Consider the following 24,199-nt stretch of genomic DNA (forward strand, 5'->3'; position numbering starts at 1 on the left):
AAATTGTCTTCCTGATGGCCGCCATGATCATGGCGCTCGCCGCCCGCCCGGCGCTGGCCGTCGTGGAAATCGACATCAACAAGGCCAATGTCGAGCCGCTGCCGATCGCAATCACCGACTTCCAGTCGACTGACGATCTCGGCGCCAAGGTTTCCAGCGTGGTCGAAGCCGACCTCAAGCGTTCGGGTCTCTTCGCCCCGGTCAATCGCGGTGCGTTCATCGAGAAGATCACCAATCCGGACCAGACCCCGCGCTTCCCCGACTGGACTGCGATCAATGCGCAGGCGCTGGTCACCGGCCGAGTGGTGCAGGAGGCCGACGGCCGTCTGCGCGCCGAATACCGGCTGTGGGATACATTCGCGAACCAGCAGCTTTCCGGTGAGCAGTTCTTCACCCGTCCGGAAAACTGGCGCCGCGTGGCGCACATCATCGCCGATGCCATCTACGAGCGTCTGACCGGCGAGAAGGGCTATTTCGACAGCCGCGTGGTCTTCGTCTCCGAAACCGGTCCGAAGAACAACCGCCAGAAGCAGCTCGCGATCATGGATCAGGACGGTGCGAATGCGCGTATGCTGACATCGGGCAACGATATCGTGCTGACCCCGCGCTTTTCGCCCAACCGCCAGGAAATCACCTACATGTCCTTCGAAGGCGGTCAGCCGCGGGTTTATCTCCTGCAGCTCGAAACCGGCCAGCGTGAGCTCGTCGGCAACTTCCCGGGCATGACCTTCTCGCCGCGCTTCTCGCCCGATGGCCAGCGCGTCATCATGAGCCTGCAGGAAGGCGGCAACGCCAACATCTACGCCATGGACCTGCGCTCGCGCGCCACCACCCGCCTGACGGATACGGCCGCCATCGACACGTCGCCGTCCTATTCGCCCGACAGCCAGCAGATCGTGTTCGAAAGCGACCGCGGCGGACGCCAGCAGCTCTACAAGATGAATGCGGATGGCTCGAACCAGCAGCGCATCTCGTTCGGCGACGGCTCCTATTCGACTCCGGTCTGGTCTCCGCGTGGCGACCTGATCGCCTTCACCAAGCAATCGGGCGGCAAGTTCTCGATCGGCGTCATGCGTCCGGACGGTTCGGGCGAGCGCATCCTCACCACGGGCTTCCACAATGAGGGGCCGACCTGGGCTCCGAACGGCCGCGTGCTGATGTTCTTCCGTCAGCCGGCGGGTGCGGGCGGTCCGCAGATCTATTCGATCGACCTGACCGGATACAACGAACAGCGGGTCGAAACGCCCGGCTACGCGTCCGACCCGGCCTGGTCCCCGCTTCTCGAATAAGCCGGATTTCTGCCCCTTTGGTGCCGCAATTTCGTTTCAAACGGGGCCAAAGGGACAGATTTTTACATTAAATTAACCATGCCGATTCAAGGCCGATTAACCGAGACCGGTTAGATTTGGTCAACCACAACATTGAAGGAGGCCGGCCATGGGCCGCATTCTTACTCTCGCCACCAACCCGGCCATGATCGCGCTGTTCACTGCACTCGCAGTCACCGGTTGCGCCAGCAAGAAGACCCTGCCGAACAACGCCGGCGAACTGGGTCTGAACTCGGCGACCCCGGGCTCGCAGCAGGACTTCACGGTCAATGTCGGCGATCGCATTTTCTTCGACACCGACTCGTCGTCGATCCGTCCCGACGCGGCTGCAACGCTCGACAAGCAGGCGCAGTGGCTGGCACGTTATCCGCAGTACCGGATCACCGTGGAAGGTCACGCCGACGAACGCGGCACCCGCGAATACAACCTGGCTCTCGGCGCACGCCGCGCTGCAGCCGCCAAGTCGTATCTCGCTTCCAAGGGTGTGCCCGCCAGCCAGATGCAGACCATCTCCTACGGCAAGGAACGTCCGGTCGCCGTTTGCGACGATATTTCCTGCTGGTCGCAGAACCGCCGTTCCGTCACCGTGCTCGGCGGTGCCGGCAGCTGATCGGGCGGAAGCCCGTATCTGCAGACAATTCGGGGAAAGGCGGCTCACGGGCCGCCTTTTTTCATGACCTCACCACAATTTTGGCCCGTTTATACGTTGATTCAGCGGGCATCTCGGAGATAATCCGGCGGCGAGGGCGGGGGCTCTCCGGTCAAGCCGCGGGTCCCCGAACGTTCCGAGAAACAGACCGGGAGCTCTAATACGTGAGACAGATTATCCGCGGTACGTGTCAGATGGGTGTGCTGGCCGCAATGCTGGCCGGAACCATGGCGACGGCTCAGGCCGCACCGCTGTGGTCGAAGCTTCCCCTGCTGGGCGAAGCCAGATCCACCGAACACGTCGTCAAAGTCCAGAGTGCAGACGAGACCTATCGCGTCGGCCAGCTCGAGGAGCAGGTGCGCCAGCTCAACGGCAAGATCGAGGAACTGGGCTTCCAGCTTCTGCAGATGGAAGAGCGCATGCGCCAGATGCAGGAAGACAACGAGTTCCGCTTCCAGCAGCTCGAGGGCGGAGGGGGGAACGGCGACCGTACGGACGCCGGCCCCGCCCTGCAGAACCCGGCGGTCACCGAAGAAGTGCCGATGGACAGCGCCAGCACCGAAACACTGCCGGGTGTCGAGGGCAGTGCTACGGCCTCGACGACGCCCAACCAGCAGCTTGGCGCACCCGAGCGCACGCTCGGCTCGATCACCTTCGACCAGGATGGCAACCCGGTTGCCTCCAATGCCGAGGAGGTTCCCAGCAACAACGCGACGCAGACTGCGGCGCTCAACAATCCGGGCGATCTCTACCAGGCCGGCTACAGCCACATGCTGGCCGGCGACTACCAGCTCGCCGAACAGGTCTTCCGCGATTTCGTCGATATCTATCCCGACGACGGCCAGGCTCCGAACGCGATGTTCTGGCTCGGCGAGGCACAGTTCTCGCAAGGCCGCTACAATGATGCGGCACAGACCTTTCTCGATGCCCATAACAAGTTCCCGCAGGCTGAAAAAGGCGCTGACACCATGCTGAAGCTCGGCATGTCGCTGGCAGCCCTCGACAAGCGCGAGCCGGCCTGCGCGACCTATCGCCAGACGCTGACCAACTACCCCGGCGCCACCCAGGCTGTCCGCGCCAAGGTGCAGCAGGAACAGCTCAAGGCGAGCTGCTGAGTTCTTCTCCGGTCATGCCCGGTGCCGACGGCGCGTCCGTCCTTCGCGCAGCCGCGCGTTTTCTCGATCATTTCACCGATAGCCGCAGGATCGGCGTTGCCGTTTCAGGTGGCAGCGATTCGACGGGTCTTCTGAGCGCACTTGTTGGTGCAGCCGGACCCGACCGCGTCGTCGCGCTTACCGTCGATCACGGCCTGCGTCGCGAATCCGCGGCCGAGGCGCGCGGCGTGGCCGAGCTTTCCGACAGGCTCGGGGCGCACCACGAAACGCTGCACTGGCTCGGCGGCAAGCCGAAAACCGGCATTCAGGCCGCTGCGCGGGCCGCACGTTACGATCTTCTCTCAGACGCTGCCCGTCGCCTCGATCTCGCAGCCATCCTCACCGCGCATACGGCGGGCGACCAGGCGGAGACGCTGGCAATGCGCAACGCCCGTGGCATCGAGAGCGAGGGGAATACCGGCATTCCGCCGGCGACATTGCGTGACGAGACCGTCTGGTTTCTCCGCCCCCTGCTGCATCTCTCGCGGCAAGCGATCCGCCGTCATCTCCGCGCGGCGAGGCTCGGCTGGGTCGAGGATCCTTCCAACATGGATCATACATTCGAGCGGGTGCGGGTGCGCCAGGCGGGCGTTGATGCGCAAGGCCTGCGTTCCTCCTGGCTGATCCGTACGGAACGCGCGAAGCGGACGGGGGAGGCGATTGCTAACCGGGCGAGCCGAAACGAGGACGATGTCTTCGCACTCGACATGGCCGGGCTCGAGCGGGATGTCGCTCTTTCCTGCCTCAGGACGCTCGTCGACATGGCCGGCGGACGGGACCGGGGTCTCGACCGCCACGGCGTCGAGCGTCTCGCGGAATTCGCCGGTACGCCGGGCGCGTCCCGGCTTACTGTCGGGCGGGTGCTTCTCCATCGGCGCGGCGATCACATCACCATCCGGCGCGAGCGGCGAAACGTCGCGCAGTCCGCCATCGAACCCGGCGACGAACTCCTGTGGGACGGCCGTTATCGGATTGCAAACCGCAATCGCGTTGAAAGGGTTGCCGTCTCCGGCGCAGGGCAATACGGAATTTTGCCGGAATTATCGGTCAGAAAAGAAGGTATTGAGGTGCGTATCGAGAACTTGGATGCCACGCGCATTTGCGGACGCGCCTCGCGCCTGATGCCCGTTTTCGAAAAGTCGCGGGCCGATGCACTGGCCGCTCTCGCCGGTCGGCCGGGCTTTGGTGCCTGTCCGTGGACAGACTGGATGAGTGTCAGCGAACCAGAATGAAGCCTGTCTCCTTGGCAAATCGGCCTCGGAAACCTATGTTGGAACAAACTTTCGGCGGATGCCGCCGCCACGGCCTTTCCGAGGCCGCCACCCGTTGGGGAATAGGATGAATCCGAATCTACGCAATTTCGCACTCTGGGCCATTATCGCGCTGCTTCTGATAGCGTTGTTCAACATGTTCCAGAGCCCGACCGACCGGAACACCGGACGGGAAATCGCCTACTCGAAGTTCCTTTCGGACGTCGATGCGGGCCGCGTGCGCGACGTGACGATCGTCGGCGAGCGCATCACCGGCACCTACAACGACACGGGCGGAAACTTCCAGACCTATTCGCCGGGCGATACCAATCTGGTTTCCGAGCTGACCAAGAAGAACGTCAACATCACCGCCCGCCCGGAGGTCGATTCGTCGAACACCCTCGTGGGCTACCTGATCTCGTGGCTTCCCATCCTGCTTATCCTGGGTGTCTGGATCTTCTTCATGCGCCAGATGCAGGGCGGTTCGCGCGGTGCGATGGGGTTCGGCAAGTCGAAGGCCAAGCTTCTCACCGAAGCGCATGGCCGGGTGACGTTTGCCGACGTGGCCGGTGTGGACGAGGCCAAGCAGGATCTCGAGGAAATCGTCGAATTCCTGCGTGATCCGCAGAAGTTCCAGCGTCTGGGCGGCAAGATCCCGCGCGGCGTGCTGCTCGTCGGTCCTCCGGGAACCGGCAAGACGCTGACCGCCCGTGCGGTCGCCGGCGAAGCCAATGTGCCGTTCTTCACCATTTCGGGTTCCGACTTCGTCGAGATGTTCGTCGGTGTCGGTGCGTCCCGCGTCCGCGACATGTTCGAGCAGGCCAAGAAGAACGCGCCCTGCATCATCTTCATCGACGAAATCGACGCCGTCGGCCGTCATCGTGGCGCCGGTCTCGGCGGCGGCAATGACGAGCGGGAGCAGACACTCAACCAGCTTCTCGTGGAGATGGACGGCTTCGAGGCCAATGAGGGTGTGATCCTGATTGCGGCAACCAACCGTCCCGACGTTCTCGACCCCGCGCTGATGCGGCCGGGCCGCTTCGACCGTCAGGTCGTCGTCCCGCTTCCCGACGTCAACGGTCGTGAAAAGATCCTCAAGGTCCATGTCCGCAATGTGCCGGTGGCCCCGAATGTCGACCTGCACATCCTGGCGCGCGGTACCCCGGGCTTCTCGGGTGCCGACCTCATGAACCTCGTCAACGAAGCCGCCCTCATGGCTGCCCGCCGCAACCGGCGCCTGGTCACCATGCAGGAATTCGAGGACGCCAAGGACAAGGTCATGATGGGCGCCGAGCGCAAGTCGATGGCCATGTCCGACGAGGAAAAGAAGACCACCGCCTATCACGAGGCCGGCCACGCGATCATCGCGCTGAAGATGCCGGGCATCGATCCGATCCACAAGGCGACGATCATTCCGCGCGGCCGCGCACTCGGCATGGTCATGACCCTGCCGGAAAGCGATCGTTATTCGATGAGCCACGAGAAGAGCATCGCACGTCTTGCCATGCTGTTCGGTGGTCGCGAAGCGGAGATCTACAAGTTCGGTCCCGAGAAGGTGACGAACGGTGCCTCCGGCGATATCCAGATGGCGACCAGCCTGGCCCGCGCCATGGTGATGGAATGGGGCATGTCCGACAAGCTCGGCCGCGTGCGCTATGCGTCGAACCAGCAGGAAGTGTTCCTCGGCCACTCGGTCTCGCAGACCACCAATATCTCGTCGTCGACGGCCAAGCTGATCGACGAGGAAGTCCGCGACATGATCGAGGAAGCCGAAACCACCGCGCGCAACCTGATCCATGACAATATCGACCAGTTCGAGGCCATCGCCCAGGCGCTTCTCGAGTTCGAGACGCTGACCGGTGACGAGCTGCGTGACCTGATGAACGGCAAGCGTCCGACCCGCGAGGATCCGGACGAGCCCCAGAGCCCGCGCGGCACCGCCGTTCCCACGGCCGGCGCCAAGAAGGGCAAGGGCAAGGGTGACGAGCCGGACACGGGCCTCGAGCCGCTGCCGCAATAGGCCCCGGACGGAATGGACAAGAGAAAGGGCTGGCCTCGCGCCGGCCCTTTTTCGTTGTCAAAGAGCCGCAAGTTGCCTGTAGGCGCAATCGCATCTCCCCAACCGGCGATCGTCAGCGTAAAGTAACCGTCAACCAAAGGCGGCAATTTTTTGCATGAAACGAAGTGAAATAAATTCTGATTTCCGGTTTTCATGTTCCACTGGCTATCAGAAAAGCGGCAATCGGCTCCTGAGTCGGGGGCAGGGCAGACAGGTCGGACATTGAACGGGCCGGCCGTACTGCAATGGGGATATTTATGAGCAAGCGCTATTTCGGAACCGATGGTATTCGTGGCCAGTCGAATACTTACCCGATGACGCCGGATGTGGCGATGAAGGTCGGGATCGCGGTGGGCAATCTGTTCAAACGCGGCGAGCACCGCCATCGCGTGGTGATCGGCAAGGATACGCGCCTGTCGGGCTACATGCTGGAAAACGCCTTGGTCGCCGGGTTCACCGCCGCGGGCCTGGACGTCTTTCTCCTCGGCCCGATTCCGACGCCGGCCGTGGCCATGCTGACACGTTCGCTGCGTGCCGATATCGGCGTGATGATCTCGGCTTCGCACAATCCCTATCAGGATAACGGCATCAAGCTCTTCGGTCCGGATGGCTTCAAGCTCAATGACGAGATCGAAAAGCAGATCGAGGTGATGCTCGAGGAAGACGTGACCATGCGTCTGGCGCCCGCCGACGCCATCGGCCGTGCCAAACGTATCGACGGCGTCCACGACCGCTATATCGAATTCGCCAAACGCACCATGCCGCGCGACATCACGCTGGCGGGCATGCGGGTGGCGATCGACTGCGCCAATGGCGCTGCCTACAAGGTTGCTCCGGCTGCCTTGTGGGAACTCGGTGCCGAAGTGATCACCATCGGCAACGAGCCGAACGGTACCAACATCAATCTCAACTGCGGCTCCACCCATCCTGTGGCACTCGCCAAGAAGGTTCATGAAGTGCGTGCCGATATCGGCATTGCGCTCGATGGCGATGCCGATCGCGTTCTCATCGTCGACGAGAGCGGTGCGATCGTGGATGGCGACCAGTTGATGGCGCTGATCGCGGAATCATGGGCTTCCGACGGGATCCTGCGCGGCAATGGACTTGTTGCCACCGTCATGTCCAATCTCGGTCTCGAACGCTTCATGCAGGACAAGGGCATGGAACTCGTGCGCACAAAGGTGGGCGACCGTTACGTCGTCGAGCACATGCGCGAGAACGACTACAATCTCGGTGGCGAGCAGTCGGGCCATATCGTGATGTCCGATTTCGCCACCACCGGAGACGGGCTCGTCGCCGCGCTTCAGGTCCTGGCCTGCGTCAAGCGCATGGACCGCCCGGTCTCGGAAGTCTGCAAGCGTTTCGAGCCGGTGCCGCAGCTTCTCAAGAATGTACGCTTCTCGGGCGGTGAACCGCTCAAGGACAGCCAGGTCAAGGCAGCCATCCGCGAAGCAGAAGAAGAACTTGCGGGCAAGGGCCGGCTCGTCATCCGTCCGTCCGGCACCGAGCCGCTGATCCGCGTGATGGCGGAAGGGGACGATCTGGGCCAGATCGAATCGATCGTCGATGGTCTCGTCGGCGTGATTTCGGGTGCTCGCAGCGCGGCGTGAGGTATCTGCAGTCCCCGTGGACCTGCCGAAATCCGTGACGTGAACCAGTGCCCCGGCACAGCCTTGCCGCGGCGTCGCGTCCCGGTCTGTACCCCGGAATATTGCTTGCATCACGGCCGGTGCTGACGACCTCGCTCATACAAGCCGCCTGTCTCCGTCCTTCCGAGCGTTTTTTGTCGCGAGCCGGATGACGGAGCGGGCGTGGAGATGCGCGCTCGGAAAAAAGAAGAATTTTTTTCACTGGTCCAGGCGCGTGCGAGCGGAGAAACAATGTCCGCCTGGGCGGCAATTCAGGTCGTATCCGTGATTTTTGAAGTATCCTTGAGGCGAGATATAAGGATGCTTACACGCTGAAATTGCTTTCAAAATACTCCGTGCAACCGTTTCCGGGTTGTGTGCGGAGAATATACACTTTTGAAATCAGCACATTAGAACTTGGTAAATAAACGTGGTTAAGCGTGTTTTAACCTTTAACCTTCATTGTCCGATCCAGACAAAACGTCACGGTCGCCGGGGTGGGCGGTTCGGGCGTGACACCATGGAGACCGAGATGAAGACGAATCTCTTCGCAGGCATAGCCGCAGCAGCAGTCGTCGCCGCTGTCGGAACCGGGAGCGCGCTTGCAGCCGATGCACTGCCTCCAATCGTTGAAGCACCTTATTACGAAGCGCCGGCTACCTTTGAGCCCATTTCGTCGGAAACCGTTTCGTCGGCTTCCGGCTGGTATCTGCGTGGCGACGTCGGCTACGCCTGGAACAAGAGCCGCGGGGTCGACTTCTTTCAGGGAGGCAACGACCTGTATTCCCCGTTCACCACGTCGAAATTGCGCGGTGGTTATTCGATCGGCGGTGGTGTCGGTTACAAGACGTCGAGCCGGATGCGCTTCGACGCAACGCTCGATTATTTCGGCAAGACGAAGTTCCGCGGTTCGACGACCGGCGGCGGTAGCGGTTCGGGCGCCTGCGCCACGTCCTGTACCTCTGAGGATCTGTCCGAGTACACCGCGCTCAGCCTGCTCGCCAACGCCTATGTAGACCTCTACACCCATGGCCGCTTCTCGTTCTATGCAGGTGCCGGTCTCGGTGGGACCTATGTCAAGTGGGACGGCCTGGACAACACGTCCTGTCCGACAGGCACCGGTGTCTGCGATCCGACCATTTCGCATGGCGGTGCCGCGAACTGGCGCTTCACCTACGCGCTGATGGCCGGTACCACGATCAACATCAACTGCGCACTGGATGCGGATGTCGGCTACCGCTACCGCAACGTCCGCGGCGGCAAGATGTTCGAATACGCATCCGCCGGCGGTCCGGGCTACGACCGCGGTTTCCACAGCCATGAAGTTCGCGGCGGTCTGCGCTACACCTTCGGTGGGTGCGACGAGCCTCCGGTCGAGCCGCCGGTCTTCACGCCTCCGCCGGTCTACAAGTAAGTTCCAACTTACGTTTGATCATTCAGACCGCCCGGTTCCGCCGGGCGGTTTTCGTTCGTCCGGGGCGCCGGCTGAAACGGATATTCCCTAACAATCATGCTTAACCGGTGCTTAACCAGTTTGGTGAATACTTGGTTGAAATCCGCGGATCTAACGCCGCTCGCCTATCGCAGAGGGATCGTCAACAATGTTCAAGCGCGCCACACTGGTTCCGGCCATCGCTATTCTCGCGGCGCTTGCCGCTCCGGCCCAGTCGGCCGACCTCGACAACATCATCTATGCGCCGATGCTGCCGGAAACCAAGCCGGTGGAAATCGGCAGCGGCTGGTATCTCCGTGGTGATATCGGGTACACGAAATCTGCCAGCGACGCGGCTGCGAGCTTCTCGGATTTCGTGGACGGAACCCCGGATGAATATGTCGCCACCGGCTACGATTCCTCCGATCTGAAAACGGACTGGACCGGTACGATCGGCGTCGGCTACGCCTTTACCGACTATTTCCGCGCAGACGCCACGCTCGATTTCGGCTTCGGTCGTTTCAGTGGAAGCAGCATGTCGGACGATCCGTGCGTCGGCGGCCCCGCAGACACGACCTGTATGTCCACGGACGGTGCCGACTACAAGACGTATTCACTCATGGCCAACGGCTACTTCGATCTCGGCACCTTCGCCGGTTTCACCCCCTATGTGGGTGGCGGTGTCGGCATGACCAACGTGCGCTGGGATGACCTTGGCCGGACAAACCGCTGCGTCGATGGCGGCGATGTCTGCGACGAGACGATCGTGTCGTCCGAAAGGCACACCGGCGAGAATGACTGGCGCTTTACCTACGCCCTGATGGCCGGCATGTCCTACGACATCACGGATCAGCTCAAACTGGATCTCGGCTATCGCTATCAGAATATCGATTCGGGCCCGATGGCAGGCTACAGCGCTGACGAGACCGGCCAGGGCGCAACCGGTGTTCAGCTGCATGATGCCGGTATCGAGACCCATGAAATCCGCGCCGGTCTTCGCTACGAACTCTGGTAGGGCCGGGCGAAAAACAAATATTCTCAAAGGGGTGGCTCGGGCCGCCCCTTTTTGTTTCTGGCCTCCGCAGAACTTCCGCTTGACTAGAGGCCGGTCCGGACGTATCCCCGCCAGTGGGACACCTCTCCCCAACGAGAGGCAACTATCTGTGAGGGTAGATACATGACAGATACCACCAAACCGGACGTGCGTCCGGCCAATCCCCGTTTTTCTTCTGGTCCTTGCGCGAAGCGTCCCGGTTGGACGCCCGAAGCACTTTCCGATGCCGCCGTGGGCCGTTCCCACCGCGCCAAGATCGGCAAGTCGAAGCTCAAGGCTGCCATCGACAACACCCGCGAAATTCTCGGCGTTCCCGACGATTACCGCATCGGCATCGTGCCGGCCTCCGATACGGGTGCCGTCGAGATGGCGCTGTGGTCGCTGCTCGGCGCACGCGGCGTCGACATGGTCGCCTGGGAAAGCTTCGGTGCCGGCTGGGTGACGGATGTCGTCAAGCAGCTCAAGCTCGAAGACGCCCGCACCATCAAGGCGCCTTACGGCCAGCTTCCCGACCTTTCGTCGATCGATTTCGATCGCGACGTCGTCTTCACCTGGAACGGCACCACCTCGGGCGTGCGCGTTCCCAACGCCGATTTCATTCCGGCCGACCGCGAAGGCCTGACCATCTGCGATGCCACCTCGGCGGCTTTCGCGCAGAGGCTCGATTTTTCCAAGCTCGATGTCGTCACCTTCTCCTGGCAGAAGGTGCTGGGCGGCGAGGGCGGCCATGGCGTTCTGATCCTCAGCCCGCGCGCCGTCGAGCGCCTGGAAAGCTACACGCCGGCCTGGCCGCTGCCGAAGATCTTCCGCATGACCAAGGGCGGCAAGCTGATCGAGGGCATCTTCGTCGGCGAAACCATCAACACGCCTTCGATGCTCTGCGTGGAGGACTATCTCGATGCCCTGAACTGGGCCGAGACGGTCGGCGGTCTCGACGGCCTGGTTGCCCGGGCGGACGCCAATGCGCAGGTGATCTTCGACTATTGCGACGCCAATGCCTGGCTCGCCAATCTGGCCGAGAAGGCTGAAACGCGCTCCAACACCTCGGTCTGCCTGACCATCAAGGATCCGGCGGTCACGGCACTTGAAGCCGATGCGCAGGCAGCCTTTGCGAAGGCGATCGTTTCGCGGCTCGACAAGGAAGGCGTGGCTCTGGACATCGGTGCCTATCGCGATGCCCCCGCGGGTCTTCGCATCTGGTGCGGCGCGACCGTCGAAACCTCGGACCTCAAGGCGCTGATGCCCTGGCTCGGCTGGGCTTTCGAGGCCGAAAAGGCCGCGCTTTCCAAGGCTGCTTGATCGGGCGGCTGCGGCGTCGAAGCCGCAGCCCCTCACTACTCAATTTTCCCAAATCTGACGGAGGCCAGAATGGCACCTCGCGTACTCGTATCCGACAAACTCTCCCCTACCGCCGTGCAGATCTTCAAGGATCGCGGCGTCGAAGTCGATTACCTGCCGGATCTCGGCAAGGATAAGGACAAGCTCGCCGAAGTCATCGGCCAGTATGACGGTCTCGCGATCCGCTCGGCGACCAAGGTCACGGAGAAGCTGATCGCTGCTGCCGAAAACCTCAAGGTCGTCGGACGCGCCGGTATCGGCGTCGACAATGTCGATATCCCGGCCGCTTCCAAGCGCGGCATCATCGTGATGAACACGCCTTTCGGCAATTCGATCACCACCGCCGAGCACGCCATCGCGCTGATGTTCGCCGTCGCCCGCCAGCTGCCTGCCGCCGACACCTCCACCCAGGCCGGCAAGTGGGAAAAGTCGAAATTCATGGGCGTCGAGATCACCGGCAAGACGCTCGGTGTGATCGGCGCCGGCAATATCGGTTCCATCGTATGCTCGCGCGCCATCGGTCTCAAGATGCAGGTCATCGCCTATGACCCGTTCCTGTCCAAGGAGCGCGCCGAGGAAATGGGTGTGACCAAGGTCGAGCTCGATGAGCTTCTGGCCCGCGCCGATTTCATCACGCTTCACGTCCCGATGACGGACAAGACCCGCGGCATCATCAATGCCGAGGCGTTGGCCAAGACCAAGAAGGGCGTGCGCATCGTCAATTGCGCCCGCGGCGGCCTGGTCGACGAGGCAGCCCTTGCCGCGGCCATCAAGTCCGGCCATGTCGCCGGCGCCGGCTTCGACGTGTTCGAGACCGAGCCCGCCACCGAGAGCCCGCTCTTCGGTCTCGACAACGTCGTCTGCACCCCGCATCTGGGGGCATCCACGACGGAAGCGCAGGAAAACGTCGCCCTCCAGGTTGCCGAGCAGATGTCGGACTATCTGGTCAAGGGTGCGGTCTCCAACGCCATCAACATGCCGTCGATCACGGCCGAGGAAGCGCCGATCCTCAAGCCGTTCATCCGGCTTGCCGACGTGCTCGGCAGCTTTGCCGGTCAGGTCACCGAAAGCCCGATCAAGTCGATCGAGATACTTTATGACGGCGCGACCGCCGGCATGAACACCCGCGCGCTCACCAGCGCGCTGCTCGCCGGCCTCATCCGCCCGCAGGTGGCCGACGTCAACATGGTTTCGGCTCCGATCATGGTGAAGGAGAAGGGCATCGTTCTCTCCGAGGTCAAGCGCGACAAGACCGGCGTCTATGACGGCTATATCAAGCTGACCATCACGACCGAGCGCCAGACCCGCTCGGTTGCCGGTACCGTCTTCTCCGACGGCAAGCCGCGCTTCATCCAGATCAAGGGCATCAACATGGATGCCGATGTCGGCGAGCACATGATCTACATCGCCAATACCGACGTTCCGGGCATGATCGGCTTCATGGGCACCACGCTGGGTGATGCCGGCGTCAACATCGCCAACTTCCATCTCGGCCGCGACAAGGACGGCGGCGACGCCATCGCGCTGCTTTATGTCGACGGTCTCGTCGACCAGGCGGTGCTCGACAAGCTGACCGCCAATGAGGCGATCCGCCAGGCCAAGTCTCTCATCTTCAACGTCGACTAGGCAACAAGCCCTCCCAAGGCTGAAAAGCCCGCTCCGAAAGGGGCGGGCTTTTTTGTCGGCTGGCGTCGGACGGGGCGCGGGCCTTTACTTGTCCCGCTTCACCCGCTCCGCCAGCCAAATTCCGCCCATCACCAGCACCAGTGCCACGACGTGGTAGATGTGCAGCGTTTCACGCAGGATCACGACCGAGAGGATGGTGCCGAAGATCGGAACCAGGTTGACGAAGAGCCCGGCGCGGTTCGATCCGATCATGCCGTTGGCCTGAATGTAGAGAACCTGGGAAATCAGCGACGGGAAGATGGCGGTAAAGAGCGCGATGCCGAAACCGTCAATTCCCGGCCAGACCACGCGGTCGACGGCGATTTCCCATAGGGTGAAAGGGATCGAGGCGACGATGGCAGCGGTCGCCATGACGGCCATCATGCTCTGCCAGTGCATGACCGGGCGGTAGCGCAGCGCCACGGTGTAGCCGCCATAGACGAGCACCGCGACCAGCATGATGGCATCGCCGCGGTTGAGCGTGAGCGACAGGAGCTGGGCGATGCTGCCGCCGGATGCCACCGTCATCACGCCTGCGACGGTCAGGAAGAAGCCCAGCACCTGCCCGCCCGTGATGGGCACGCGGAAGATCAGGAAATTGGCCAGAAAGATGACCAGCGGCATGCCGGCCTGCATGATGACGACGTTGATGGCGCTGGTATATTCGAGCGCTGAGTAGAGCGTGATGTTGAAGGCTGCGAACCCGACTGCGCCGAGCGCGGCAAGAACCGGCCAGTGCCTGCGGATGGCCGGCATGTCCCGCCGGATCTGCGGCAGGGCGAAGCTCAGGAGCACGATGACGGCCAGCGACCAGCGCATCGTCGTCAGCAGCATCGGCGAAATCACCCCGACGGCGAGTTTTCCGGCTACTGCATTCGCGCCCCAGAACAGGGTGGTGAGCGTGAGGTAGAGATAGGCGCGCTGGGTCATGGAGAATTCCGGCCGGAGGGAATGCGGGGCGAGGGGTTCCCATCTATGCCTCTCGCCTGTTCATGGCAATGGCGGCAACGCATCCCTGCCATTCGTCACCGGCTGCAGCTTTTCCTCCGAAAAACGAAAATTTCCCTTCACAGAGCAGCGGATGGCGCCATGCGGGGGGTCGCATGCGCGCACACATGACGATATAGAACAGTTTCGAAATTACCGGCCGGTCGCTTCGACCGGCAATTCAGGGGACTGTACATGGCCAATGTGGTTGTCGTCGGCTCGCAGTGGGGCGACGAAGGTAAGGGCAAGATCGTTGACTGGCTTTCCGAGCGCGCGGATATCGTGGTGCGCTTTCAGGGAGGGCACAATGCGGGCCACACGCTCGTCATCGATGGCGTCAGCTACAAGCTCTCGCTGCTGCCTTCGGGCGTGGTGCGCGAAGGAAAGATGGGCGTCATCGGAAATGGTGTCGTCATAGATCCGCATGCGCTGATTGCCGAAATGGACCGTCTGGGCGAGCAGGGCGTCAAGGTCGGGCCCGAGAACCTGCGCATTGCCGACAATGCCACGCTGATCCTGTCGCTGCACCGCGAACTCGACGGCATCCGCGAGGATGCGGCGTCGAACTCCGGCACCAAGATCGGCACCACCCGCCGCGGCATCGGCCCTGCCTATGAGGACAAGGTCGGTCGCCGCGCGATCCGCGTCATGGATCTCGCCAATCTCGAAACGCTGCCGGACAAGATTGATCGTCTTCTGACGCACCACAACGCGCTGCGCCGCGGGCTCGATCAGCCGGAAATCGCTTTCGACACGATCCACGGGGAACTGACGTCGATCGCCGATCGCATTCTGCCGTTCCGCGATACCATCTGGCTGATGCTCGACAAGGCGCGCCGTTCCGGTAGCCGCATTCTCTTCGAAGGCGCGCAGGGCACGCTTCTCGATATCGACCACGGCACCTATCCGTTCGTGACGTCGTCGAACACGGTTGCCGGCCAGGCTGCCGCAGGTTCGGGGCTCGGACCGGGTTCGCTCGATTACGTGCTCGGCATCACCAAGGCCTACACGACGCGCGTGGGTGAGGGGCCTTTCCCGACTGAGCTCAACGATGACATCGGCCAGTTTCTCGGCGAGCGCGGGCATGAATTTGGCACCGTGACGGGTCGCAAGCGCCGTTGCGGCTGGTTCGACGCCGCGCTCGTGCGTCAGGCTGTCGCCGTCAACGGCATCAGCGGCATCGCGCTGACCAAGCTCGACGTGCTCGATGGTCTCAAGGAGATCAAGATCTGCGTCGGCTACGAGCTCGATGGCGAGCGGACGGATCACCTTCCGGCCAGCCAGGGCGCGCAGGCGCGGTGCACGCCGGTCTATGAAGCCATCGAGGGCTGGGAAGGCACGACGGTCGGTGCGCGCAGCTGGGCTGACCTGCCCGCGCAGGCAATCAAATATGTCCGTCGCATCGAGGAACTGATCGGCGCGCCGGTGGCACTTCTGTCGACAAGTCCGGAGCGTGACGACACCATACTTGTTACCGACCCCTTTGAAGACTAGTTTAACCACCAAAACAATGTGATTAAACGAAGTTAGCAGGTACCAGTCAGACCATGGCGGATTTTGTAGCTGTCATCCGGAAGGCCGTAGACAACCTTTCGGACAATACGCCGGAGAACCGGGAACGGGTTTATTCCAAAGCCCGTGCGGCCATCCGCCGGCAGCTCGAGGCGATGAACCCGCCTCCTGCCGAAGACATCATGAACCGGCAGATGTCGAAGCTCGAAGGCGCCATTTCGGAAGTCGAGAGCGAGTATGTCGCGGCCATCGAAGAAGACCAGGACGAGACCGATCGCCTGATGTCCGAGCTCGAGGCGCTGGTCGATGAGCGCTCGACGCCGGCAGCACCGATCGCGGTGACGCCGACCTATGTGGCTGAACCCGAGCCGCCAGTCGCAGAGCCGGTCGCCGAGCCTGAACCGCCTGTGGCGGAAGAGCCCGAGCCTGAGCCAGAGGTGGTGGAGCCGGAGCCCAAACCCGAATATTTCCCGGAAGACCCAGAGGTTTACGAGGAAGCCCAGCCGGTCGAGCCGCCGGCCTCTTTCGGCCCGGCGGATCACCAGTGGACGCCTGACGCCGACGAGGTGCAGGCCGCGCCTGGGACGCCAGGCGAAGACTGGGGCCCGGAAGCGCCGGTGGAGGAGACCCATCTCGAGCCTCCCATGGGCGAGATCCGCGACGAGCCGGATGTAGCGCCCGAACCGGAATTCGCCGCGTCCACTTATGCTCCGCCACCGGCGGTTGAGCGTCCGGAGATCGTCACCGGCGTTGCCCATGACGAGATTTTCGGTCTCGGCGGCCGCGGTGACGAAAGATACGAAGCATCGGCCGGAAAGCCGGCTTCTGCGCCGGTCGTCGAAAAGCGCAGGACCCAGGTTCCCGCCGGCAAGCGCGGCGGGATGGCCAAGATAGCCCTGGGCGTCGCGGCGCTGCTTCTGCTCGCCGTCGTCGGCTATACCGTTTGGGCGCAGAAAGACGCGCTGATGGCGATGTTCTCCTCCGACGGAGATGTCGAGACGGCTGCACCGGCAGATACCTCGCCCGCGACAACGGACGAAGCCGCGTCCGACACTTCGCCCGCTGGCGAAGCTGAAACGAATGGGGCACCGGCGACCGAGACGCCTGCTCTTTCCCCCGGCCAGCAGGCGGCGGACGATCCGGATCGCAAGTTCACCGAGCGCCTCAACCCCGATGGCACCGAGTCCAATCCCGGTCCCGCGCCGGAACTCGCTCAGGCCAGCGCGCCGGTCGAGGGGCGGTCGGTTGCCGAGCAGACCGATGCCGGCGATCAGGCTCCGATGCAGGCGCCGGCGACGGGCGAGGTTTCCGGTGTCGAGCAGGCCGGCGGGCAGACTGCCGCCGAGAGCAATGAAGCGCTTGGCGTGCAGCAGAAGATGTTCCTGTACGAGGAGCGGCTTGACCAGCAGAGTCCTGCTGTCAGCGAGGGCTCCGTCGTCTGGTCGCTGATCGACGATCCGGAAAACGGTGGCCCGAACAATGTCGCCATTCGTGGCGAGATCAGCACGGACGACGGCAATCTCTCCGCGCTGGTGACCATCAAGCGCAACGCCGACAAGTCGCTGCCTGCCAGCCACATCATCGAGATCGTGTTCGCGCTGCCGGAAAGTTTCACCGGCGGGGGGATCGAGCAGGTGCAACGCATCTCGATGAAGCAGACCGAGCAGGATCAGGGCAATCCGCTGATCGCCGTACCGGCCAAGATCACCGAGGATTTCTACATGATCGCGCTCAACGATCTGACGGAAGCGGTGCAGACCAATACGCAGCTTCTGCGTACCCGCAGCTGGATCGATATTCCGGTGATCTACACCAATGGCCGTCGCGCGCTGATCACGCTCGAGAAGGGCACCAGCGGCACGGAAGTGTTCAACCAGGCACTCGACGTCTGGGCGGCGGGATAAGCTCCCGGCCGCCCGGCCGTCTCTTCGATTTCGCGAGGAATTTCCAGCCGATCAGGCCGCAGGCGCGGTCGTCGGCGTGGCGTTCAGGAGCTGGCTGAGCAGTGCTTCCGCCTGCGGGCTGCGCTCCGAGCGCTCGATGAAGCCGCCGCCATAGACGCGGGCCTCGTCGTCGGGCGAGGAATAGAGAACGCAAGCCTGACCGGCGGCAATACCGGCTTCGCCTTCATCAAGCTCGACTTCCGCCACACCGTCGATCACGCGGAGCGTCGCCGGTTTCGGCGGGCGGGTCGAGCGGAGCTTGGCAAAGCATGACACGCCGTTTTCGCCGATGGCTTCGAGCGGCGTGTCGCTGAGCCAGTTCACGTCGCGCAGGATCACCTTGCTGGTTTCCAGTGCCTCGCGCGGACCGACGACGACGCGCTTCGAGCGGGCATCGAGATGCACCACGTAGAGCGGATCGCCGGTGGCCACGCCCAGGCCCTTCCGCTGGCCGATCGTGTAGTTGACGATGCCCGGGTGGCTGCCGAGCACGCGGCCGTCGATATGGACGATATCGCCCGCGAGCTGCGAATCCGGGCGAAGCTTGCCAATCACGTCGGCATATTTGCCTTGCGGAACGAAGCATATGTCCTGGCTGTCTGCCTTCTGGGCGACGACCATTCCCATTTCCTCGGCCAGTTCGCGGGTGCGCGCCTTGGGCAGCTCGCCGAGCGGAAAGCGCAGGAAGTCGAGCTGCTCCTGTGTCGTGGCGAAGAGGAAATAGCTCTGATCGCGATCCGAATCGATCGGCCGGTAGAGCGTGCGGCGGTCGGGATTGTCCGCGGTCGGCTCATGACGCGAGCGGATATAGTGGCCGGTGGCAAGGCAATCGGCACCCAGGTCACGGGCGGTGGCCAGAAGATCGGCGAATTTCACCGTCTGGTTGCAGGCCACGCAGGGTATCGGGGTTTCACCCATGACATAGCTTTCCGCGAACGGATTGATCACGGCTTCGCGGAAGCGCTGTTCGTAATCGAGCACGTAATGGGGGATGCCGATGGCTTCGGAGACGCGGCGGGCATCGTCGATGTCCTGACCTGCGCAACAGGAGCCTGCCCTGTGGACAGCGGCACCATGGTCGTAAAGCTGCAGGGTGACGCCGATGACGTCATACCCTTCTCTTTTCAGAAGACCTGCAACCACTGAGCTGTCCACGCCACCGGACATTGCAACCACCACGCGCGTGTCGCGCGGCGGCTTGGCGATATCGAGACTATTCACTTCAAACCCCGGCATTCAAAGGCGTTCAAGGCGCCGATCAAGCTGACAAGTTCATCATTTTCGAGCGCACATATACAGATCGAGAGCGGCGGCAACAAGGCCGCGCCGGGAAAGCCGGCAATGTGTGCCGAAACGTTACCAAAAGCTTAGTCGCGCCTTTAGCAAATTTTAAAGCGGAAACGGTAGCTTACATCCCACTAGGTCTTGAGTTTGTAAGAGTGTCCAATGACCGATATGGTTCGCCCCCGAGTTAAGTATGTAATCGGACCCGATGGTAGTCCGCTTACGATTGCAGATCTGCCCCCCGCCAATACGCGGCGCTGGGTCATCCGACGCAAGGCGGAAGTGGTCGCTGCGGTTCGCGGCGGGTTGCTGAGCCTTGAAGAGGCTTGTGAGCGCTACACGCTCACAGTGGAGGAGTTCCTCTCCTGGCAGTCCTCGATCAATGACTACGGTCTGGCCGGCCTGCGCACCACGCGGATTCAGCAGTACCGCCACTAGAACCGTCCCGTCTCGGACGGGAGCGGCGCAAATCGGACTGCATCCGGGAATTTTCCCGCATTTCGAAACTGCCCGTTTCGCGCTACGGCGAAACGGCATGGGACAGGTTGCGGCGGTTCGCCGCCGTAGCCTCTGGCACCTGCCTGCCTCCGGAGGTGTGCTCCGGTCATTTCCACAGCTTTATTCGGTTTCCCGTCGCAAGCGCCCGCATATCATGTGGGCGATGAGGGCGAGACTTGCCGAGGCCAGGTAAAACCACAGGCCCGGCTGCGACAAGGCAGTGGCGATCCCGCCGGTCTTGGCGGCCACGATCACCACGGCAACAATGAGAACGTCCATCAGCGACCATCGGGCGAGCTGGGGGAGGGTGCGCGCGAAACGCCCCTTCGGGGCGAGCGGAAGGTCGGTCACTTCGGCCGCGATGACGAAAATTTTGACGAGCGGAAACAGGATCGAGACCAAAGCGACAATGACGGCGAGGGCGAAATCGCCGTCAAGTGCGAGGCTTGAAACGATGTCGACCAGGGACGGTGCGCTGTCGAACACGTAAAGTGTCTCGAACCGGATCAGTGGCAGCGTCACCCCGAGCGCCAGGCAGAAGGGCGCCAGCACGAGGCAGGCGATCAAAACCAGTCTCAAACCAATCTTTTCCATCAGGTCGGCGTTAACGGCGCATCCCAGGCACCACAGCTTCGGGGCCAATGCAAGGCGGGATCATTCACATCCGTCCGTTCATTTTTTTTCGCGGCGGGAAACATGACATTCGTCATCAGGATGCGAAAAGCCGACGGAAGGGAGTCGTTTCCCTTCCGTCGGCACAAATGTGCAGCGTCAATATCGCGTCGTCGCGTCGTCAGCCGGCGCGGCTGGATTTGTTGTCGCGCTCTTCCAGGGCTGCTGCCTTGGCGTGTTCTGCCTGGGCTTCCTCGAGAGCGATTTCGGCCGCATCGAGCTGAACCTGGAGTTCGCGGATCGAATTGGAAAGATTGTCGGCACGCTGGCGCGCCGCCTTGGCGAAAGTAGGATAGGCAAAGTGCGACGGATCGTTGATACCCGCCTTCTTTTCCTCGGCGACGATCTGGTATTCCAGTTCGGCCGCCATCTTCTGCATTTCCGCCATCATGAGCTGAATCTGGTTCAACTGGCGGGACTTTTCAGTCACCTGAAACTGCTTCAGGCGAACAAGGCTCTCACGCGATTTCATACGCAATACTCCCGTGAAGAGAAACCCATTTACGACGCTGCACCGGCGATACCCCTCCGGCGTCCCTTTTCGAATCATTACCAACACGCGCTGGCGTTAACCAATTGTCCATCTGGTAACCATTCGTTTACGGGCATCGTTAATACTAAGTGACATGGTTTAAGGGCAGGTAAACGAGAAGACGGATTTTTCGTAAGCCTTTCCGGAGTCGAATGAGTCGATTACAGGAGAATCTTAAAGTGATTTCTCAATTCGAATGATCGCCATTTGTGATTTTGAATCAGGAAGCTGTCCATGGAAATTAACACCAACTGAACGGTTGCCTAACGGCATCAGAATTTGTTAACCATTCCATGGCAGCCTCCAAATCAGGCAACGACTGGACCGTACCGTGTAGATGACGTTGACCACGGCTCTGCGGCGGCGGAAAAGGGGATAAATATGCGCGTACTACTGATTGAGGATGACAGCGCCACGGCGCAGAGCATCGAATTGATGCTCAAGTCCGAGAGTTTTAATGTCTACACCACCGACCTCGGTGAGGAAGGTGTCGATCTGGGCAAGCTCTACGACTATGACATTATCCTCCTGGACCTGAACCTGCCGGACATGTCCGGTTACGAAGTGCTCCGCACGCTTCGTCTGTCGAAGGTCAAGACACCCATTCTGATCCTCTCCGGCATGGCCGGCATCGAGGACAAGGTCCGGGGCCTCGGCTTCGGCGCCGACGATTACATGACCAAGCCGTTCCACAAGGACGAGCTGGTTGCCCGTATCCACGCCATCGTCCGTCGCTCGAAGGGCCATGCACAGTCGGTCATCACCACCGGCGATCTGGTCGTCAACCTCGACGCCAAGACCGTTGAAGTGGGCGCCCAGCGCGTTCACCTGACCGGCAAGGAATACCAGATGCTGGAGCTGCTCTCGCTCCGCAAGGGCACCACGCTGACCAAGGAAATGTTCCTCAACCACCTCTATGGCGGTATGGACGAGCCGGAACTCAAGATCATCGACGTGTTCATCTGCAAGCTGCGCAAGAAGCTCGCCACGGCTGCCGGCGGCAAGAATTATATCGAAACCGTCTGGGGTCGCGGTTACGTGCTGCGCGAGCCGGATGAGGGCGAGATCCGCGAAAGCGCCTGATCTGCATGAAATCAAGCTGACCATCCCCGTCAGCATGAGCCTGGTAAGAATGAGCCCGCCTTGCATGGCGGGCTTATTTCGTTGGGCGTATCGCCGCGGGCTAACGGCTCAGGCAGCCAGCGAATATTTGGCGAATGCCGCTTCGAGGACCTGGCGGTCGAAAGGCTTGGTGAGAAAATCGTCGGCACCGGCTCGCTTGCCGATCATCAGGACCTTGATGTCGGTTTCGATGGTGCAGTAGTAGATCCGCACCTTCTCGCCACCCTGCATCTGGCGCACGGTGTGAATGACGCTCAGCGCATCGGGCATTCCGGCATCGACGATCAGGATTGCGGGCAGTTGCGCTTCGCACATCATCAGCGCTTCGCTGCTGTTCGAAGCTTCCACCACCTGGAAGTTCATGCCGCCCAGGATCCGCTTCGCCACTTTGCAGATCACTGCCGAATCGTCTGCGATCATCAACCGTTGTTGCATCTCTTCACTCCTTGACCCTTCGCGGGCTTCCCCATCCGGCCGGAGTTTATTCCGACCGGATTTGGTCAAGGTTATGCGAAACCAGCGAACATTCGGTAAGCAGACACGCTTAACAGTTGGTTGAGCGGCGCGCGGGCCAAGGCGGCCCGCCTTCGGCCGGGATCAGGCGGGTTGGGCGGTGAAGACGACCTCTTCGGCATTCGCCGAGCAGTTGATCTTCATTCCGGCCTCATCCGCCAGAAGCACGGTGTAATAGGGCTGGATCGCGTGTGCGTCGATGGCTTCCTCGACCTGACCCGAGTGGATTTCGAGGAATTTCGGCGGAACGCGGACCATGCGGCCCTTGCAGACCAGCTTGAACTGGGGATTGGTTTCCAGTTCTTCGAGGGTGATGTCGACTGTGCCGCCACGCGGGATTGCACCGTAGGCGACGAGGAAAAGGTTGAGCAGCAGCTTCACCTTGTTCTTCGGAATGATGGCGCGCGGACCGGTCCAGGTGACTTCCGTCTTGGCGTCGGCCGAAACGAAGTCGATGACCGCCTTCTCGGCTTCCCCGGTATCGATCGATGCACCGACAGAGCCGGATGCGCCGAAGGCGAGGCGGGCGAATTTGAGGCGCACCGAGGCGTTGAGCGCGCTCGTGCGGATCAGGTCCATCGCGTCTTCGTCGGCACCGCCCTCGTCGAGCAGTTCAAGACCATTGTTGATCGCGCCGACCGGCGAGATGACGTCGTGGCAGACACGGCTGCACAGCAACGCTGCGAGGTCGGGTCCCGAAAGTGTCAGATTGGGGTTCTTCGACATGTGCCGTCTCCTGTCCCTTTGGTGTCCCGAATCGCCGATCGAGGCCGAAACTGCACCGGAGCCGCGTCTTTCGCAAGCGAAAGCCCGGATTCGGGTCGCAGTCGAGCGCCCGTCGGATGCGGGATGGCTCGAGCCATAATGACACCACATTTGGTAAACCGCTTATTAATACCCTGGTTGCAAAATGGAACAGAACCGGACGGCGCGCGCCGTCACGTCTCTACCAGGAGTTCGACTATGAAGCGTATCACCTCGAACCTGATGATTGCCTTGCGGCTGATCGCGGCCCTTTTCATCGTGACCGGCCTGTCCGTTTCGGCGCAGGCCCAGCAGGCCAGTTCGAATTACACGGCCCAGGAGATCGTCGATGCCGGCCACGGCTTCTTCGGATCGACCTCGGGCGGTCTCGCCAAGCTGGTCGAGAAGGCTTTCCAGGATTACGGCCTGCCCAACGGCTATATTCTCGGGCAGGAAGCTTCCGGCGCCTTCATCGGCGGCCTGACCTATGGCGAGGGCGACCTCTACACCAAGAATGCCGGCCAGCACGAAGTTTTCTGGCAGGGCCCCTCGCTCGGTATCGATTACGGCGGCGACGGCAACCGCACCATGATGCTCGTCTATAATCTGCCGGCGATCGAGAGCATGTACGGGCGTTTCGGCGGCGTCAGCGGCTCGGCCTTCATCGTCGCCGGCCTCGGCATGACGGTGCTCCAGCGCGACGGCATGCTGGTCGTGCCGATCCGCACCGGTGTCGGCGCCCGCCTCGGCATCAATGTCGGTTATCTGAAAATGACGCCGCGGCCGACCTGGAATCCCTTCTGATCCCTCCCGAAATGTCTGAACACCGGGCGGC

General features: G+C 61.9%; 21 protein-coding genes. 15 read left to right on the forward strand and 6 right to left on the reverse strand.

Translation table 11 applies throughout. The features are described 5' to 3' along the window. Positions 1–14: 14 nt before the first annotated feature. The 10 genes from tolB to serA all read left to right on the forward strand — a co-directional run bounded on the left by tolB (position 15) and on the right by serA (position 13,518). Entirely contained in the window at positions 15–1,289 is a 1,275-nt protein-coding gene (gene tolB, locus E2A64_RS15555; protein ID WP_428977497.1) for a Tol-Pal system beta propeller repeat protein TolB, read from the forward strand. Positions 1,290–1,437: 148 nt separating this feature from the next. Further along, positions 1,438–1,938, forward strand: a complete 501-nt coding sequence (gene pal / locus E2A64_RS15560) for a peptidoglycan-associated lipoprotein Pal (RefSeq protein WP_133285410.1) — start codon at positions 1,438–1,440, stop codon at positions 1,936–1,938. A 203-nt stretch (positions 1,939–2,141) separates the two neighbouring features. After that, the gene (ybgF, locus tag E2A64_RS15565; RefSeq protein WP_244598317.1) at positions 2,142–3,092 is read left to right on the forward strand and encodes a tol-pal system protein YbgF; all 951 of its coding nucleotides are present in this window, start codon (positions 2,142–2,144) and stop codon (positions 3,090–3,092) included. A 14-nt stretch (positions 3,093–3,106) separates the two neighbouring features. Next, a complete protein-coding gene (tilS, locus tag E2A64_RS15570; protein WP_133285411.1) occupies positions 3,107–4,363 on the forward strand; it encodes a tRNA lysidine(34) synthetase TilS in 1,257 nt (418 codons plus the stop codon). Positions 4,364–4,469: 106 nt separating this feature from the next. Then, positions 4,470–6,401, forward strand: a complete 1,932-nt coding sequence (gene ftsH / locus E2A64_RS15575; protein ID WP_133285412.1) for an ATP-dependent zinc metalloprotease FtsH — start codon at positions 4,470–4,472, stop codon at positions 6,399–6,401. A gap of 296 nt (positions 6,402–6,697) precedes the next feature. Beyond that, on the forward strand, positions 6,698–8,050 hold the full coding sequence (gene glmM / locus E2A64_RS15580; RefSeq protein WP_133285413.1) for a phosphoglucosamine mutase: 1,353 nt from the start codon (positions 6,698–6,700) through the stop codon (positions 8,048–8,050). A 550-nt stretch (positions 8,051–8,600) separates the two neighbouring features. Further along, positions 8,601–9,482 carry an outer membrane protein gene (locus E2A64_RS15585; protein ID WP_244598318.1) on the forward strand — a complete coding sequence of 294 codons (882 nt, stop codon included), beginning with the start codon at positions 8,601–8,603 and terminating at the stop codon, positions 9,480–9,482. A gap of 187 nt (positions 9,483–9,669) precedes the next feature. Continuing rightward, positions 9,670–10,515 carry an outer membrane protein gene (locus E2A64_RS15590; protein WP_133285415.1) on the forward strand — a complete coding sequence of 282 codons (846 nt, stop codon included), beginning with the start codon at positions 9,670–9,672 and terminating at the stop codon, positions 10,513–10,515. A gap of 162 nt (positions 10,516–10,677) precedes the next feature. After that, the gene (locus E2A64_RS15595) at positions 10,678–11,853 is read left to right on the forward strand and encodes a phosphoserine transaminase (protein ID WP_133285416.1); all 1,176 of its coding nucleotides are present in this window, start codon (positions 10,678–10,680) and stop codon (positions 11,851–11,853) included. 69 nt (positions 11,854–11,922) lie between these two features. Further along, complete coding sequence (gene serA, locus E2A64_RS15600) at positions 11,923–13,518, forward strand: phosphoglycerate dehydrogenase (protein WP_133285417.1); 1,596 nt, start codon at positions 11,923–11,925, stop codon at positions 13,516–13,518. Positions 13,519–13,602: 84 nt separating this feature from the next. Here serA and E2A64_RS15605 read toward each other — a convergent pair whose 3' ends face one another. Then, complete coding sequence (locus tag E2A64_RS15605) at positions 13,603–14,487, reverse strand: DMT family transporter (RefSeq protein ID WP_133285418.1); 885 nt, start codon at positions 14,485–14,487, stop codon at positions 13,603–13,605. A gap of 252 nt (positions 14,488–14,739) precedes the next feature. Here E2A64_RS15605 and E2A64_RS15610 point away from each other — a divergent pair, with 252 nt between their 5' ends. Further along, entirely contained in the window at positions 14,740–16,038 is a 1,299-nt protein-coding gene (locus tag E2A64_RS15610; RefSeq protein ID WP_133285419.1) for an adenylosuccinate synthase, read from the forward strand. 53 nt (positions 16,039–16,091) lie between these two features. Then, complete coding sequence (locus E2A64_RS15615; protein WP_133285420.1) at positions 16,092–17,960, forward strand: hypothetical protein; 1,869 nt, start codon at positions 16,092–16,094, stop codon at positions 17,958–17,960. A gap of 51 nt (positions 17,961–18,011) precedes the next feature. On the opposite strand, the gene mnmA is transcribed toward E2A64_RS15615, so the two are convergent. After that, on the reverse strand, positions 18,012–19,220 hold the full coding sequence (mnmA, locus tag E2A64_RS15620; RefSeq protein ID WP_133285421.1) for a tRNA 2-thiouridine(34) synthase MnmA: 1,209 nt from the start codon (positions 19,218–19,220) through the stop codon (positions 18,012–18,014). Positions 19,221–19,445: 225 nt separating this feature from the next. Between mnmA and sciP the strand changes: the two genes are divergently transcribed. Next, positions 19,446–19,721 carry a CtrA inhibitor SciP gene (gene sciP, locus E2A64_RS15625; RefSeq protein ID WP_133285422.1) on the forward strand — a complete coding sequence of 92 codons (276 nt, stop codon included), beginning with the start codon at positions 19,446–19,448 and terminating at the stop codon, positions 19,719–19,721. Positions 19,722–19,901: 180 nt separating this feature from the next. Here the strand turns inward: sciP and E2A64_RS15630 are convergent, their stop codons facing one another. Both E2A64_RS15630 and E2A64_RS15635 read right to left on the reverse strand, forming a co-directional pair. After that, entirely contained in the window at positions 19,902–20,375 is a 474-nt protein-coding gene (locus E2A64_RS15630) for a paraquat-inducible protein A (protein WP_133285423.1), read from the reverse strand. Positions 20,376–20,574: 199 nt separating this feature from the next. Further along, positions 20,575–20,925, reverse strand: coding sequence for a flagellar export protein FliJ (locus tag E2A64_RS15635; RefSeq protein WP_133285424.1), 351 nt, complete (start codon positions 20,923–20,925; stop codon positions 20,575–20,577). Between the two features lie 441 nt (positions 20,926–21,366). Here E2A64_RS15635 and ctrA point away from each other — a divergent pair, with 441 nt between their 5' ends. Beyond that, entirely contained in the window at positions 21,367–22,068 is a 702-nt protein-coding gene (ctrA, locus tag E2A64_RS15640) for a response regulator transcription factor CtrA (protein ID WP_133285425.1), read from the forward strand. Positions 22,069–22,176: 108 nt separating this feature from the next. Here the strand turns inward: ctrA and E2A64_RS15645 are convergent, their stop codons facing one another. Beyond that, positions 22,177–22,542: a response regulator gene (locus E2A64_RS15645; protein WP_244598319.1), complete on the reverse strand. Its 366-nt coding sequence runs from the start codon at positions 22,540–22,542 to the stop codon at positions 22,177–22,179. A 162-nt stretch (positions 22,543–22,704) separates the two neighbouring features. Next, on the reverse strand, positions 22,705–23,346 hold the full coding sequence (gene chpT / locus E2A64_RS15650) for a histidine phosphotransferase ChpT (protein WP_133285426.1): 642 nt from the start codon (positions 23,344–23,346) through the stop codon (positions 22,705–22,707). 237 nt (positions 23,347–23,583) lie between these two features. Between chpT and E2A64_RS15655 the strand changes: the two genes are divergently transcribed. Then, a complete protein-coding gene (locus tag E2A64_RS15655) occupies positions 23,584–24,168 on the forward strand; it encodes a DUF1134 domain-containing protein (RefSeq protein ID WP_133285427.1) in 585 nt (194 codons plus the stop codon). Positions 24,169–24,199 lie beyond the last annotated feature (31 nt).

Origin of the sequence: Pseudohoeflea suaedae (genome assembly GCF_004354915.1) — a bacterium.
In the GTDB taxonomy this organism is placed as follows: Bacteria; Pseudomonadota; Alphaproteobacteria; order Rhizobiales; family Rhizobiaceae; genus Pseudohoeflea; species Pseudohoeflea suaedae.